The organism is Desulfomicrobium apsheronum (genome assembly GCF_900114115.1).
Lineage (GTDB): Bacteria > Desulfobacterota > Desulfovibrionia > Desulfovibrionales > Desulfomicrobiaceae > Desulfomicrobium > Desulfomicrobium apsheronum.
The window spans coordinates 250140-264893 of sequence record NZ_FORX01000003.1; the positions used below are offsets into that span (position 1 = coordinate 250140).

Annotated in this window: 15 protein-coding genes and 1 tRNA gene; 7 read left to right on the forward strand and 9 right to left on the reverse strand. The window is 60.5% G+C overall.

Translation table 11 applies throughout. From position 1 onward, the window contains the following. Window positions 1-55: 55 nt before the first annotated feature. The 8 genes from BMZ40_RS05285 to BMZ40_RS05320 form a co-directional block, all read right to left on the reverse strand. Window positions 56-382 carry a MerR family transcriptional regulator gene (locus tag BMZ40_RS05285; RefSeq protein ID WP_092189624.1) on the reverse strand — a complete coding sequence of 109 codons (327 nt, stop codon included), beginning with the start codon at window positions 380-382 and terminating at the stop codon, window positions 56-58. Between the two features lie 25 nt (window positions 383-407). Next, window positions 408-2789: a phenylalanine--tRNA ligase subunit beta gene (gene pheT, locus BMZ40_RS05290; RefSeq protein WP_092373073.1), complete on the reverse strand. Its 2382-nt coding sequence runs from the start codon at window positions 2787-2789 to the stop codon at window positions 408-410. Window positions 2790-2808: 19 nt separating this feature from the next. After that, complete coding sequence (gene pheS, locus BMZ40_RS05295) at window positions 2809-3852, reverse strand: phenylalanine--tRNA ligase subunit alpha (RefSeq protein ID WP_092373074.1); 1044 nt, start codon at window positions 3850-3852, stop codon at window positions 2809-2811. Then, the gene (gene rplT, locus BMZ40_RS05300) at window positions 3852-4205 is read right to left on the reverse strand and encodes a 50S ribosomal protein L20 (RefSeq protein ID WP_015775158.1); all 354 of its coding nucleotides are present in this window, start codon (window positions 4203-4205) and stop codon (window positions 3852-3854) included. The genes pheS and rplT overlap by 1 nt, the downstream gene beginning before the upstream one ends. Before the next feature lie 77 nt (window positions 4206-4282). Continuing rightward, entirely contained in the window at window positions 4283-4483 is a 201-nt protein-coding gene (gene rpmI, locus BMZ40_RS05305) for a 50S ribosomal protein L35 (protein ID WP_092373075.1), read from the reverse strand. Between the two features lie 109 nt (window positions 4484-4592). Further along, window positions 4593-5114, reverse strand: coding sequence for a translation initiation factor IF-3 (infC, locus tag BMZ40_RS05310; protein ID WP_092189630.1), 522 nt, complete (start codon window positions 5112-5114; stop codon window positions 4593-4595). Further along, a complete protein-coding gene (thrS, locus tag BMZ40_RS05315; protein ID WP_177193034.1) occupies window positions 5098-7035 on the reverse strand; it encodes a threonine--tRNA ligase in 1938 nt (645 codons plus the stop codon). The genes infC and thrS overlap by 17 nt, the downstream gene beginning before the upstream one ends. Before the next feature lie 53 nt (window positions 7036-7088). Beyond that, window positions 7089-7163, reverse strand: a tRNA-Val gene (locus BMZ40_RS05320). A gap of 288 nt (window positions 7164-7451) precedes the next feature. Between BMZ40_RS05320 and BMZ40_RS05325 the strand changes: the two genes are divergently transcribed. Genes BMZ40_RS05325 through BMZ40_RS05335 form a run of 3 tightly spaced genes read left to right on the forward strand, consistent with a single transcriptional unit; the run spans window position 7452 to window position 9380 of the window. Continuing rightward, complete coding sequence (locus tag BMZ40_RS05325) at window positions 7452-8573, forward strand: PP2C family protein-serine/threonine phosphatase (RefSeq protein WP_245751034.1); 1122 nt, start codon at window positions 7452-7454, stop codon at window positions 8571-8573. 1 nt (window position 8574) lies between these two features. Then, window positions 8575-8985 carry an ATP-binding protein gene (locus tag BMZ40_RS05330; RefSeq protein WP_177193029.1) on the forward strand — a complete coding sequence of 137 codons (411 nt, stop codon included), beginning with the start codon at window positions 8575-8577 and terminating at the stop codon, window positions 8983-8985. Window positions 8986-8987: 2 nt separating this feature from the next. Continuing rightward, on the forward strand, window positions 8988-9380 hold the full coding sequence (locus tag BMZ40_RS05335) for a secondary thiamine-phosphate synthase enzyme YjbQ (RefSeq protein ID WP_092373079.1): 393 nt from the start codon (window positions 8988-8990) through the stop codon (window positions 9378-9380). 1 nt (window position 9381) lies between these two features. On the opposite strand, the gene BMZ40_RS05340 is transcribed toward BMZ40_RS05335, so the two are convergent. Next, complete coding sequence (locus BMZ40_RS05340; protein WP_092373080.1) at window positions 9382-10374, reverse strand: NAD(P)H-dependent glycerol-3-phosphate dehydrogenase; 993 nt, start codon at window positions 10372-10374, stop codon at window positions 9382-9384. 150 nt (window positions 10375-10524) lie between these two features. On the opposite strand from BMZ40_RS05340, the gene ahbB reads away from it, so the two are divergent. The 4 genes from ahbB to BMZ40_RS05360 all read left to right on the forward strand — a co-directional run bounded on the left by ahbB (window position 10525) and on the right by BMZ40_RS05360 (window position 14660). After that, window positions 10525-10995, forward strand: coding sequence for a siroheme decarboxylase subunit beta (gene ahbB / locus BMZ40_RS05345; RefSeq protein ID WP_092373081.1), 471 nt, complete (start codon window positions 10525-10527; stop codon window positions 10993-10995). Between the two features lie 20 nt (window positions 10996-11015). Further along, on the forward strand, window positions 11016-12284 hold the full coding sequence (gene hemL, locus BMZ40_RS05350; protein WP_092373082.1) for a glutamate-1-semialdehyde 2,1-aminomutase: 1269 nt from the start codon (window positions 11016-11018) through the stop codon (window positions 12282-12284). 110 nt (window positions 12285-12394) lie between these two features. Beyond that, a complete protein-coding gene (locus tag BMZ40_RS05355) occupies window positions 12395-12823 on the forward strand; it encodes a cytochrome c3 family protein (RefSeq protein WP_092373083.1) in 429 nt (142 codons plus the stop codon). Between the two features lie 154 nt (window positions 12824-12977). After that, on the forward strand, window positions 12978-14660 hold the full coding sequence (locus BMZ40_RS05360; RefSeq protein ID WP_092373084.1) for a hypothetical protein: 1683 nt from the start codon (window positions 12978-12980) through the stop codon (window positions 14658-14660). Window positions 14661-14754: the final 94 nt, after the last annotated feature.

The window sequence follows — 14754 nt, forward strand, 5'->3', positions numbered from 1 at the left end:
TAAAGATATATGGCAGGGCCAACCATGCACAAAAAAACCCCGATCTCTATGCGAGTCAGGGATTTTTGGTCAGCAGGCGGTGAATCTCTTCCAACTCGCGCCGAATCGCATCCAGCGGAGCGCGGATGGACTCCGCGCCTTCGAGTTTTTGGCGTGCGCCCTTGATGGTCAGTTTCTCAACGTACAGAAGATGGCGAATCCGTTCCAGAACGCGGACGTGCTCCTCGGTGTAGTAGCGCTGTCCCTTGGAGGTCCGGGCAGCGGTCAGCTGAGGGAATTCCTCTTCCCAAAAACGCAGCACATAGGGCTCCACGCCAAGCCGCCGGGCAACCTGTCCAATGCGCAAACGTTTTTCGGTGTCGGGCGTAACGGGTTTGAGCACGTTCCCTCCTGGCCCGCGAAGCCTGTCAGGAAAAACGGACAGACAACCTCTCGACCAGATGCTGACCAATACGAAGATTGATTTTTTCCACTTCCTTGTCTTTCAGGGTGCGTTCTGCGTGACGGAACACAAACCGGTAGGTCAAATTGCGCTCCGCACTCCCTTCCGGGGCGTAGACATCGACCAGAAAGACATCCGCAAGCAGCGGTTCCTGCAATGCCCTGACCGTATCAACTACCGCACCGATTGCAAGGCTCTCGGGCGCGACCAGGGTCATGTCCCGGCGAACCACCGGAAATTTGGGGATCGCCTTGAACGCGACGTTCAGACGCATGCCCATGAGCAGATCAAGATCGAGATCCGCGTACCAGACCTCGCCGCGAGCCTGATAGTCATCGGCCAGATCCTCGCGGATCATGCCGACACGGCCCACAACTGTTTCTCCGGCGCGCACCAAAATCTCGGGAGCCAGATACGCATGCTCACCGCCGCGTTCAAAGCTTGCGGCGCCGACGCCCAGCGTCAGCAACAGATGCTCCACCAAGCCCTTGATGTCGGCATATCCGAAGCGGCCCTCAGGGTAAGGATAGCGGGCGGGAAAACGGCCACCGTGCAGCAGGACGCCAAGACGGTTGTTCTCCCGGGTCAAGGTGTCGCTGCCTGGGTCCTGCACGAAGGAATGCGCGACCTCGAAGATGCGGATGCGGGTGTTGTCCTGACTCATGTTCTGACGCAGCGAGCCCAGCATCCCGGGCGCAAGTTCCGTGCGCAGGACGTTCATCTCTTCGCTCAGCGGATTGAAGATATTCACCCGGCCTTCAAGGGGCAGTCCGCAACGGTCCAGATCCGCCGTGCCGACAAAGCTGTAATTCACGACTTCCGAAAGGCCCGCGCCCCGTCCCCAGTCCTTGACCTGGCTTAAAAACGCAAAGGTGGGATCGGCCTTGTCCAGATCTGCAAGGCTCTTCTTGACCGTGGGCAGCACCGCCTCGATGCGGTCCATTCCGTAAACCCGCGCAACCTCTTCGATGAGATCGACCTCGCGCTCAAGGTCCAGTCTGAAGGACGGCGCCGTGACCTGCCAAGTTTCTCCGTCGACAACGGTGCAGCCGAGGCGGGTCAGGGTCTCGCGGCAGAATTCGGGAGACATCTCGACGCCCAGAAGCCGGGTGGCCTTGGCCGGAGTGAAGGAAATGATTCTGGGCGAGAACGGACGGGGCTCGGCCTTGGCCACACCGGGAGCGACCGTGCCGCCGGACACGGCGGCCATGAGGCTTGCGGCCCGGTTCATGGCGTGCGTATTCCCGATCTGATCGACGCCGCGCTCGAAGCGATAGGAGGCGTCGCTGGAAAGCCCCAGGCGCCGGGCCGTCTTGCGGATGGACGCCGGATCAAAGACCGCGCTCTCCAGCAGCACCGTGGTGCTTGCGTCGCCGATCTCTGAATTGGCTCCGCCCATGACGCCGGCCAGGGCGACAGGCTGCTCGTCATCCCAGATGAGCACGTCTTTTTCCGTCAAAATTCTGTTCTGGCCATCGAGGGTGGTCAGGGTCATGCCGTCCTGGGCGCGTTCCACCCGGATGCGGTTTCCGCGCAGGAGATCCCGGTCAAAGGCGTGCAGGGGCTGACCGCACTCCATCATCACGTAGTTGGTCACGTCGACGATGTTGTTGATCGGACGCAAGCCGACGGCCAGGAGGCGATACCTGAGCCAGTCCGGGCTGGGAGCTATCTTTATGTCCCGGATCAGCCGTGCCTGATAGAGCGGACACAGCTCGGCGTCCGGCTCGATGGCGAAACCCTCGAAGGGCTTCCCGCTCTCGACCAGTTCGGCCTGCGGGATCGTCAGGGGCAAGCCGAAGGCTGCCGCCACTTCCCGGGCCAGACCAAGCACGGACAGACAGTCCGCGCGGTTGGGGGTGATGCTCACGTCCAGCACGACTTGATCCAGGCCCAGGGCCTCGCAGATCGGCGTACCCGGAACGAGGTCCTGGTCAAGGACCATGATGCCTTCATGACCCTCGCCCAGGTTCAGTTCGCGCTCGGAACAGATCATGCCGCAGGACGGATGCCCACGCAGTTTTGCCTTCTTGATGACCAGGCCGCCGGGCATGGTCGTGCCCACCGGGGCGACCGGCACTTTCTGGCCGGCGGCGACATTGGGGGCGCCGCAAACGATGTCGAGGATCTCGCCCGTGCCGATGTCCACCTTGCAGACCGAAAGATGGTCCGAAGACGGATGCGGAGCCCTTTCAAGAACATGCCCGACCACGATCTTCTCCAGCGCGGCAAAGGGATTCGCGATCTCCTCCACCTCCAGACCGAGCATGGTCAACCTGTCACCCAACGCCTTGACGTCCCCTTCGTAGGGCACGAATTCCCGCAACCAGTTCAAGCTTAACAGCATGGCAAAACCTTATGTCCGCTCAGGCGAATTGCCGGAGGAACCGCAGATCGTTCTCGAAAAACATGCGCAGATCGCCGATGCCGTATTTGAGCATGGCGATACGTTCGACACCCAGACCGAAGGCGAAACCCGTGTAGATTTCCGGATCGTAACCGACTTTAAGGAACACGGCCGGATCGACCATGCCGCATCCGAGAATCTCCACCCAGCCCGTCTCCTTGCACACGCGGCACGGCTCGCCGTTCACCTTGCCCTTACCGCCGCATATCACGCAGCTGATATCCACCTCGGCGCTGGGTTCGGTAAAGGGGAAAAAGCTCGGACGGAAGCGGACCTTCGTGTCGTGCCCGAACACGTTCTGCACAAAGGCGGTCAGAATGCCGCGCAGATCAGCCATGGTCACATGGGTGTCCACGAGCAACCCCTCGACCTGATGAAACATCGGCGTATGCGTGATGTCAGAGTCCCGGCGATAGACCTTGCCGGGCGCAATGACGCCGAGCGGCGGCTTGCGGGCCAGCATGGTTCGCACCTGCAACGGCGAGGTGTGGGTGCGCAGCAGGATCGAATCCGAAATGTAGAGGGTGTCCTGCATGTCGCGGGCGGGATGTTCGGGAGGAAGGTTGAGCGCTTCAAAATTGTTGAAGTCGTTCTCCACTTCCGGTCCGGACACGACCTCGAACCCGAGGCTCGTGAACACCGCGCAGATTTCGCGGGTGACCAGGGTCACCGGATGCAGCGAGCCAAGATCGGGCTGCCAGGACGGCACCGAGGCGTCAAACGCGCCCAGGGCCTGCTCGCGCGCGCGCGACTTCAGGGCGGCGACCTGCTCTTCCCACAGGGTCGTCATGGCGACCTTGACCTGATTGGCGGCCTTGCCTGCGGCCGGGCGGTCTTCGGGGCCCAGCGCAGTCAAACCGGACATCAGATCGGCCAGGAGTCCCTTGCGCCCGAGAAAACGGACACGCAGTTCCTCCAACTCTTCCAATGAAGAAGCCTGGCCCAGGGCTTCATTGAGCTCCGGGACCAGGCTTTCAAGCTTGCGAATAATATCGTTAGCCACTAGTTCGCCTTGGATTTTACCATTTGGCACAGCGCGGCAAAGGCGTCTTTTTCATAGACAGCCATGTCGGCCAGGGCCTTCCGGTTAAGATTGATTTCGGCGAGCTTCAAACCATGCATGAAACGGTTGTAGGTCAGGCCGTATTCACGCACGCCGGCGTTGATGCGCACAATCCACAGTCTCCGAAAGGCACGCTTCTTCTGCTTTCTGTCGCGGTAGGCGAAGCACAAGGCGCGCTCAACGGTTTCTCGGGCGGTGCGGTACAGCTTGCTGCGTGCTCCGCGATAGCCCTTGGCAAGGGCCAAGTACTTCTTGTGCCTTCTGTGGGCTGTCTTTCCTCTTTTTACTCTCATGATCTTCTCCTTTCGCAATCAGGCATAGTGGGAAATGACTATACGCTGAGTCGTTCCGTCCCGGCACAATGCCGGAACTAGAAAATGTACGGTACCAGACGACGAATCGCGCCGACACAGGACTGGGCAGTCATGGTGGACTGACGCAGCTGTCTTTTGCGCTTCGCGGATTTCTTGGTCAGGATGTGGCGCATGTTGGCGTGGCTTCTTTTTACCTTGCCTGTGCCCGTGACCCGAAAACGCTTGGCCGCACTTCTGTTGGTTTTCACCTTTGACATAGTTCCTCCTCAAACAGACTTGAATGGCCGCGTGAGCGACCGGCAATACTGCTCCCTCCCGCCAATGTGGCGGGAAATTTTTCTTAAAAAGGCGGCAGAGGGAGCTAGCTTATTTTTTGGGAAGCCCTGCCAGCAGGAGAAACATGGTCCGGCCTTCGACTCGGGAGGTCTGCTCGACCTTGGCCACGTCGGAAACCATCTCCACGATCCGGTCCAAAATGACCTGCCCTCGATCCTTGTGCGCCATTTCGCGGCCCCGGAAAAACACTGTCACCTTGCAGCGGTCTCCGTCCTCGATGAACCTGCGGATATGCTTGATCTTGGTCATCAAGTCATGATCGTCGGTATGCGGACGGAACTTGATTTCCTTGACCTGGATCTGGGTCTGACGCTTCTTGGCTTCCTGTGACTTTTTCTTTTCCTCGTAGAGGTACTTGCCGTAGTCCATAATTTTACAGACTGGCGGCTTGGCGTTGGGCGCCACTTCAACCAGGTCAAGTCCCTTTCCCTCGGCCTGTTCCAAGGCCTCGGGCACGGTCATGATACCTAGCTGATTCCCATCATCTCCAACAACCCGGATTTCCTTGGCCCTGATTTGCTTGTTCCGGCGGGCCTTAGCAGCTGAAAGAATATCTCATTCCTCCATGTTTAAATGGTTTTTCGCATTCCTGCCGCAAAAGGTCGGCAAACGCATCAATGGGCATGGCGCCCAGATTGTTGCCGCCCAGCATGCGCACGTTGACGCAGGCCTGCTCGACTTCCTGATCCCCTATGACCAGCGCGTATGGAACCTTTTCCATCTGCGCCTCGCGCACCTTGTATCCCAGCTTCTCGTTGCGCAGATCGAGTTCCACACGCACTCCCGCCCGCTGCAACGCGTCCTGGCAATTGCGGGCGAATTCGTTGTGGTTGTCGGTCACTGTCAAGATACGGGCCTGGACAGGAGCAAGCCATGCCGGAAAAGCTCCGGCGAAATGTTCGGTCAGGATGCCGATAAAACGCTCAACAGAGCCCATGATGGCGCGATGCACCATGACAGGCCGGTGCCGCTCACCATCCTCGCCCACGTATAACAAGTCAAAACGATCCGGCAAGGTGAAATCGACCTGGATGGTCGAACACTGCCACTGCCTGCCAAGGCAGTCACGCAGCTTCACGTCGATCTTGGGACCGTAGAAGGCGCCGTCGCCCTCGTTGATTGTATACGGAAGCTCCATCTGGCCCATGGCGTCCATGAGGGCGGCAGTGGCGCGCTCCCAGTCTTCGTCGGAGCCGATGGACTTCTCGGGCCGGGTGCTGATCTCCATGGAATATTCGAAACCAAAGACTCCCATGAGATCCTGAATCCAGGTCATGACGCCCTTGATCTCGTCCAGAAGCTGGTCCGGACGGCAGATGATGTGCGCGTCGTCCTGGGTGAACTGACGCACGCGCATCAGGCCATGCAGAACGCCGGACAGCTCGTGCCGATGCACGACGCCGAATTCGAACAGACGGACAGGCAGATCGCGATAGCTGCGCTGGGTGGTGTTGTAGATGAGCATGTGCGCCACGCAGTTCATGGGCTTGACCCCGTAAGGCACCTCGTCGATCTCCGTGAAATACATGTTCTCACGGTAGTTGGCGTAGTGTCCGGAGGTCTCCCACAGGTCGCGCTTCAAAATTTGGGGGGTACGCACGATGCCGTAGCCGCGACGGATCATTTCCTTGTTCACGAAATCTTCAAGGATGGTCCGCAGCAGGCCGCCCTTGGGATGCCAGTAGGCCATGCCCGCGCCGCCGCGTTCGTGGAAGCTGAACAGGTCAAGCTGGGGGCCGAGCTTCCGGTGATCGCGCTTCTTGGCCTCTTCGATCATGGCCAGATGGGCTTTGAGATCCTTGGGGGTGGCAAACGCTGTCCCGTAGATGCGCTGCAGCATGGGACGGTTTGAATCACCGCGCCAGTAAGCTCCGGCAACGGAGGTCAGCTTCACGGCCTGCAAAAAGCCGGTGGACGGCAGGTGCGGTCCGCGGCAGAGATCCACGAAATTGCCGTGGCGATAGATGGACACCTGATCGGCGCCAAGGTCATCGATGATTTCAAGCTTGTATGTTTCGCCCATGGAGGCAAAAAGCTCCTTGGCCTCGGCAGCGCTCATCTCCTCGCGGGTGAAGGGCTGGTTCGCGGCCACGGATTGCGCCATGCGCTCCTCGATCTTTTCCAGATCTTCGGGAGTGAACGGGCGCTCGAAATCGAAATCGTAGTAGAAGCCGTTCTCGACATCGGGACCGATGGTCACCTTGGCGGAGGGGAACAGCTCCTTGACAGCTTCGGCCATGACATGGGCCGCGCTGTGGCGCAGGACGGTCAGGCCCTGGGCGGAATCCGTGAAGATGGGCTCCATGACGGCGGTTCCGGCAGGCACCGGGCGAGCCAGATCGAGCAGCGCGCCGTCGCAAGCGCAGGCCACCGCTGCCTTCATCTTCTTGCCGGAAAGGACAGTGCGCAACACATCCGCGCATGTCTGACCAGCCTGAACCTCGACGTCCTGACCTTGTATCTGAACCATAATGCCCTGCCTCACAAACACGATAGGGAGGCTGTGCCTCCCTATGAGTTCTTTTTTGGTAGGCGCGAGGAGGGTCGAACTCCTGACCCCTTGCACGTCAAGCAAGTGCTCTCCCACTGAGCTACGCACCTAAATGGAGAGCCGCATATATCTTCGCTTTTCGACTCCTGTCAATATCTCTTTTGCATGTTGTGCAATTTTTTTGAAACTTCTCCCGAAAACCCGTGCCTTCGTCTGGCGGACATCGCATCAGGCTCATGAACGCAAAGGCCGATCCACTCCGCTTCGTATCAATTATAATGATCGCAAATCTGGATTGACGCAAGGCCCACCGGACAAAGCCGGGTCCGAACCTTTGCATTCCCCCCGATTTCAGCTATCCCCCATGACATCCCACACCTCTGCAACACGGCGCGCCAGTGAAAGACACCACACCCTGCATTCTCATCGTCGATGACGAGCCGCTCAACATCAAGCTTCTTGATATCGTGCTCAAAAAAAACGGATACCGCACCCTTTCCTGCACCAGCGGCCCCTCGGCCAGAGCCCTGGCCGCCGAGCACGCCCCCGATCTCATCCTGCTCGACGTGCTGATGCCTGGCGAAGACGGCTACGCCACGTGCGAACTGCTCAAGCAGCAATCGCTGACCTCCGAAATCCCGATCATTTTCATCTCCGCCCTGACGGACACCTCAAGCAAGGTACGCGGCCTGGAAGTGGGCGGAGTCGATTTCATCTCCAAGCCCTTCGAGAAAGCCGAGGTCCTGGCCAGGGTCAAGGTGCACCTGAAGCTGCGCTTCACCTATCGCGCCCTCATCGAGGCCCAGGCCCAAAGGCTGGCCCAGGTCCAAGACGCGCAGCAAGCCCTGCTGGTCCTGCCCTCCGAGATGCCCGAAGCGGGATTCGCGGTCCGCTTCGAACCGGTCCTTGAGGCGGGCGGAGATTTCTATGACGTGCTGCATGTCGGCGGCACGACCTTCGACTACGTCGTGGCCGATGTCAGCGGACACGACCTCGGCACATCCTACATCACCTCAGCCTTGAAAGCCCTGCTCAGCCAGAACTGCAATCTGGTCACCTCCCCGACGGAGAGCCTGACCATGATCAACAGCGTCCTCACCCGCATCCTGACCGGCGGCACCCACATCACGGCCGGATTCGCCCGTCTGAACCGCGAACGGCTGACCCTGACCTACGTCAACGCGGGTCATCCCGCGCCAGTCCTTCTCAGGGCGGGAGGCGGCGCGGAAATCCCGCAACCTTCCGGAGACATTCTGGGCGTCTTCGATTCCGTCTGGTTCGAAGCGCTGGAGCTTTCGGTGCAACCCGGCGACCGGCTGTTCATGTACACCGACGGCCTCATCGAAGGTTTCGGAGACAAGAAGATGACGCGCGAGGAAGGTCAGGCCCGGCTCAGCGCGGTCTGCGAAGCGCACCGGAATCTGCCCCTGGAGCAGGCCGTGAATGCAATCCACGAGACGCTGGCCAAGCCGGGGGCAACGCGGGAAGATGACACCATCCTCCTTGGCCTGGAGGTCTGACATGTTTGAACTGACGCCCCTTGATCAGGGATTCGCCCTAGAAATGGGCACCATCCTTGAAAACGTGGACCGCTGCGTGGACCAGATCCGCATCTTCCTGGAGGCAAGAAACGCAAGCGAGCATCTCTTCCCCCTCTCGCTCCTGGCGCGCGAGGCGCTCAACAACGCCATGATCCACGGCAACAACCTGGATCGCACCAAGACGGTGACGTTTCGGCTGCTGGCCCGCGCAGACGGCTTTGATCTGCAAGTCATGGACGAAGGCCCCGGATTTGCCTGGGACAGGCACATGCAGGCCCGCAGCCAGGCCGACGACGTCAGCGGCCGCGGACACGAGATTTTCCGCAATTATGCCAAGGCAGCCCGCTACAACACCAAGGGCAACGCCCTGACGCTTGAATATCGAGGCTAGCCATGCACTCCATTCAGATCACGACAGGCACCAGAGAGGCAATGATCGACATCACCGCCCGCCTGGAAGAACTGTTGCAAAGCCGGGAGACAACTTCAGGGCTCATGACGGTCTACACACCGCACACGACCACGGGGCTGACCATAAACGAAGGGGCCGACCCCGATGTCTGCCGGGACATCCTGGCCCACCTGCGTACCATGATCCCGCAACATGCAGGCTTTCGCCACGCCGAGGGCAATTCGGACGCGCACATCAAGGCGACGCTCTTCGGATCATCCGTGCAGATCATCGTGCACGAAGGGCGGCTCATGCTCGGCACATGGCAACGCATCTTTCTGGGGGAATTCGACGGACCCAGAACGCGCACGCTCTGGGTCAGGATCACAGGCTGACTCATTCCTCCCGCAGCGGCCGGGTCATGAGTTCACGCACCGCCTCGGCGGGATTCTTGTTCTCGAAAAGGACGGCGTGGACCTGCCCGGTGATGGGCAAATCGATGCCCTGCCTCACCCCCAGCGCGTGCACGGCCTGGGTCGTTTTCACCCCTTCGGCCACATTGTGCATTCCCGCCAGGACTTCCTCCAGGGTCTGCCCCCGGCCGATGGCCAGTCCCACCTGCCGGTTGCGGCTCAAATCCCCGGTACAGGTCAGGACCAGGTCGCCCATGCCGGACAGGCCCATGAATGTGGCCGGACGTGCGCCCATGGCCGCGCCCAGGCGCGACATCTCGGACAGTCCGCGGGTGATCAGCGCCGCGCGGGCGTTCTCTCCAAACCCCAGGCCATCGGAAATCCCCGAGGCTATGGCCATGATGTTCTTGACCGCCCCGCCCAGTTCCACACCCGTGACGTCATTGTTGACGTAGACGCGAAAGCTCTCCGTGGAAAAAAGCCCCTGCACCAGATCGGCCAGCGCCGCATCGGCGCAGCTCAGAGCTACGGCCGTGGGCATGTTCGCCACCACCTCCGAGGCAAAGGACGGCCCCGAAAGCACGGCGTAGCGAGGCTCAAGGCCGGACAGCTCGTCGCGCACCACCTGCCCCATGGTCCGGAACGTGCCCAGCTCGACGCCCTTGCTCGCGCACACGATCCCGATCCGCGCCGGAAAAAGGTCGCGATGTTCGCGCAGAAAAAGGGCCAGATTCTGGCACGGTACGGCAAGCACGACGCAGGCGGCCCCGGCCAGCACCCGGCCCAGATCCGTATCCGCCCGCAAGCTCGGGCTAAGTGGCAGACCAGGCAGGTAACGGCTGTTGGCGGAGCGCTCGTTCACGTCCTCGGCGATCTCCGGCCGCCGGGCCCAAAGCCAGGCTTCCTCGCCCTTGCAGGCCAGCACATTGGCCAGGGCCGTACCCCAGCTCCCGGCTCCAAGTATTGAAATCTTCACGAAAAAACCTCCATGCAAATCTTTGGGCAAGCCCGTCCACTATCGAAGATGCTCCGCGTTCTGTAAAGGGCGCTATTGCCAGCATATGGCGAAACAGGTAAGGACCGACGCGAAACAAACCCGGAGTTTCGGGCTCCCTCAGGAGAAAAAGTGGATTTTACCCAAAGCGAACACGACATACTGCGCATCGTCCAGGATACCCTGCCCGACAGCGCCACGCCCTACGCGGACATTGCCCGTCAGACCGGCAGCACCGAAGAGGAAGTCCTCGCGCTGCTCAAGAAACTCAAAAAAGGCGGCCAGATTCGCCGCTTCGGTGCAACGCTGCGCCATCAGCAGGCGGGCTACGGATTCAACGCCATGGTAGCCTGGTACATCGAGGAAGGGTTCGATCCCGACGAGGTCGGCCGCATCATGGCCACGCGACCAGAAATTTCGCACTGCTACCTGCGTCCGAACTGCATGGACTGGCCCTACGACATGTACACGATGATCCACGGCAAAAGCCGCGACGACTGCATGCAGGTCGTGCAGGCGCTCATGGAGCAGACAGGGGTTACCCAGTACGAAATGCTTTTCAGCATAAAAGAGCTGAAAAAGACATCAATGGAATATTTCTAGCGCATTCACGGAGGGATGACATGACCATATCACAGGAACTTTTCCAGAAGGCTGGAACCCTCATCCCGGGCGGCGTCAACAGCCCCGTGCGGGCCTGCAAGAGCGTGCACTGCGATCCGCTCTTCGTCGCCTCGGCTGGCGGCAGCAAGCTCACGACCGAAGACGGTGTCGAATTCATCGATTACGTCATGTCCTGGGGGCCCATGCTGCTCGGCCACAACCACCCTGAAGTGGCGGCGGCCATCGCCGAGACGGCCACCAGGGGCACAAGTTTCGGCGCGCCCTGCAGGCTTGAGGTCGAGCTGGCCCAGGCCGTGGTAGACGCGGTCCCCGGCATCGACATGGTGCGCATGGTCAGTTCCGGGACCGAGGCGACCATGAGCGCCCTGCGCCTGGCCAGAGGCTACACGGGCAAAAACGGTGTGATAAAATTTCACGGCGGCTATCATGGCCATGCCGACGCATTTCTGGCCAGCGCCGGTTCAGGCGTCGCCACCCAGTCGATTCCCGGCACCCCCGGCGTGCCCGCCGACGTGGTCAAGCACACGCTGCTGGCCCACTATAATGATCTGGACGCCGTGCGGACCCTGTTTGAACGGCAGGGAGACGACATCGCGGCCGTCATCGTCGAACCGGTGGCCGGCAACATGGGCCTGGTCCTGCCGAAGCCCGGATTCCTGGAAGGGCTGCGCGAGTTGACCCGCAAGCATGGGGCATTGCTCATTTTCGATGAAGTCATCACCGGCTTTCGGGTCAGCTTCGGCGGAGCCCAGGCGGCCTTCGGCATCGACCCGGACCTGACGTGCCTGGGCAAGATCATCGGCGGCGGCCTGCCGGTTGGCGCCTATGGCGGAAAACGTGAGATCATGAGCCACATCGCGCCCAGCGGCAACGTCTATCAGGCCGGAACGCTCTCGGGAAATCCCCTGGCCATGGCCGCGGGCCTTGCGACCCTGAAGGCGCTGGCCCGGCAGGATTACTCCGCCCTCGCCGCCCGCACCGATGCGTTCTCCGGGGAACTTGAGAACATTTTGCGCGGCAAGGGCGTGCCCGTGACCCGAAACCACATCGCCTCCATTTTCACACTCTTCTTCACCAAGACTCCGGTCGTCGACTTTCCCTCGGCGCAGACGGCCGACAGCAAGGCTTTCGTGTCTTTTTACCAGCAGATGCGGGCGCAGGGCATTTATCTTGCACCTTCAGGATTCGAGTGCGCCTTCACATCGTTCGCCCACTCCGAGCAGGACTTTGAACGCACCCTGGAGGCGGCCCGGAAGGTTGAGTTCTAGAAAAATCAAAAACCCTTTTCCCGGGCGTCCTTGACTGAAGACCAAGACCGTCGATATATACGTCCCTGCTTGTGCTTTTTGTAACTTTTCTTTCTGGAGGTAGAAAGAGGATGAAAAAGAAATTGTTGATCAGCCTGATCTGCGCGGCTTTCCTGTGCATGGGCGCCGTCATGAGCGTCAGCGCTGCCGACGCTCCCGGAGACGACTACGTCATCAGCGCCCCCGAGGGAATGAAGGCAAAACCCAAGGGTGACAAACCCGGGACTCTGCAGAAAACTGTACCCTTCCCCCATTCCAAACACGCCACGGTTGAATGCGCTCAGTGCCATCACACCCTGGAAGCCGACGGCGGCGCGGTCAAGAAGTGCACCACTTCCGGCTGCCACGACTCCCTGGAGTTCCGCGACAAGGACAATGCCAAGGACATCAAGCTGGTGGAAAACGCGTTCCACGCCCAGTGCATCGATTGTCACAAGGCTCTGAAAAAAGACAAGAAGCCCACCGGCCCCACCGCCTGTGGCAAGTGTCACACCAACTAGCGTTCACGCTAGAGACCGCACATCAGCACAAGCAAAGGCCGGCCTTTGGTTGCCCCCGCCACAGACCCTGTGGCGGGGGCTTTTTTTTCGGTCGGAAATCAGATAACCCGCCCCGTGCATTGCCCTTGCCAAGGCTTCTTGATAGGAAAAGCCGATGTCCACAACGCCAAGAAAGGATCACGCCATGACCACAAGCACCAACCCGACGGACGATATCATTGAACTGACGGAGATCGTGGAAGAAGGAATTCCGCTGGATAAAAAGTTCGAAGACTTCGCCATGGACAAGGCCGTTGACGCCAAAAGCCTGGACAAGGAACTTGACGACCTGCTTCGCGACGCCGAACCCAAGTCCGCGCCCGCCAAGGATACCGGCGATGAAATCGATCTGGATATCCTCTTCGACGAACCGGCTCCCGCCCCGTCCCGGCCCCAGGTTCCCGCAGCCCCGACCAAAGCTCAGGCGCCCGAACCCGGCATGGACATCTCGGATCTGGACGATCTTTTCGATTCCCTCGGCATCGGAGAAAATGACACCGAGGATACCGCGCTCGACATCATTCTCGACGGGGACATGCCGGAACCGAAGCAGAAAGGCGACGAGACTTTTTATCCCTCCGACTCCATCGATCTCGAGCTCGAAATCCCGGGCATGAAGAGCGATGAAAAAACCGCCAGCATCCAGGACTTGACCGACGACCTGCTCACGGACATCCCGGAAACCGTGCTCCTGGAATCAACGAACAAGCCCGAACCCCTCGCCCCCGAAGAACCTGCGGAGGCTCCCGTGATCCAGCTTGATGCCCCTCTCGGGGACGAGGGCGAACTCGCCGAACTGGACGAGCCCGCGCCTCTTGAACCGGCAAAAGAGCAGGCTCCATCAGCGGCCTCTCCGGCCGAGGCGGCTCCTGAAGCCGCGCAGACGCGGCTTGCCGATGAACCGACGGTCTCAAGTGCCGAGCTCGAAATCCTCAGCGCCCGGCTCGACGCCCTCGAATCCCGGCCCGAAGCCGCCCCCGCACCGAGTCCTGAAGAATTTCTGGCCTTCCTGCCGCAGTCCCCCAAGGACCTGCCCCTGGCCGAAGCCCTGCGCCGGGAAATCCTCGCGCACGTCGAGGCCACGGTGGCGGAACTGGCGTCTTCGGCCAGCGTGGATGGCTTGCAGGAATCCGTGAATGCCCTGCAAAGCCAGGTCGAGTCCATTCCGGACATCCACGCAGAACTGGCCAAGACCCTCCCCGCCTCGGCCATGCAGAAAATCGAGGCCGATCTTGATGACCTGCGCTCACTGGTCCAGAACCGGGAAGAACCCGGGCCCGAACAAATCCTGGCCCTCCTGCCGCAATCCCCCAAGGATCTGCCCCTGGCCGAAGCCCTGCGCCAGGAAATCCTCGAACATGTCGAGGCCAGGGTTGCTGAACTGGCGTCTTCGGCCAATGTGGACGGATTGCAGGAATCAGTGAACGCCTTACAAAGCCAGGTCGAATCCATTCCGGACATCCATGCCGAACTGGCCAAGACCCTGCCCGCGTCGGCCATGCAGAAAATGGAAGCCGAACTTGAGGACCTGCGAGCTTTGGTGCGCGGACAGGAAGAAACCTTGAGCGCCCTGCAAAAAGCCCTGTCGGACAAGGATGCCGCCATGGCCGCCCTTGGCGACGAAGCAAATCGCCTGCGCGCGGAGCTCGACGCCCTGGCCGCCAAGGCCGCCGCAACCCCGGATCTGGATGCCATCAGAAGCGGACTTCAGGAATATGTTCAGCAGCAGATGCCCGCCGCCGCGGCCAAAATCATCCGCGAGGAAATTCAGGCCCTGCTCCAGGAGATGGAAGACTGAGCCGCCCCCGGGGTCAAGGCTCCGGGAGGCTCTCGACTCCCACTTTGGGCTGTGCTAGCTAGGAAAAAAACGAAGGGATGGCTTCAGGGTTTTT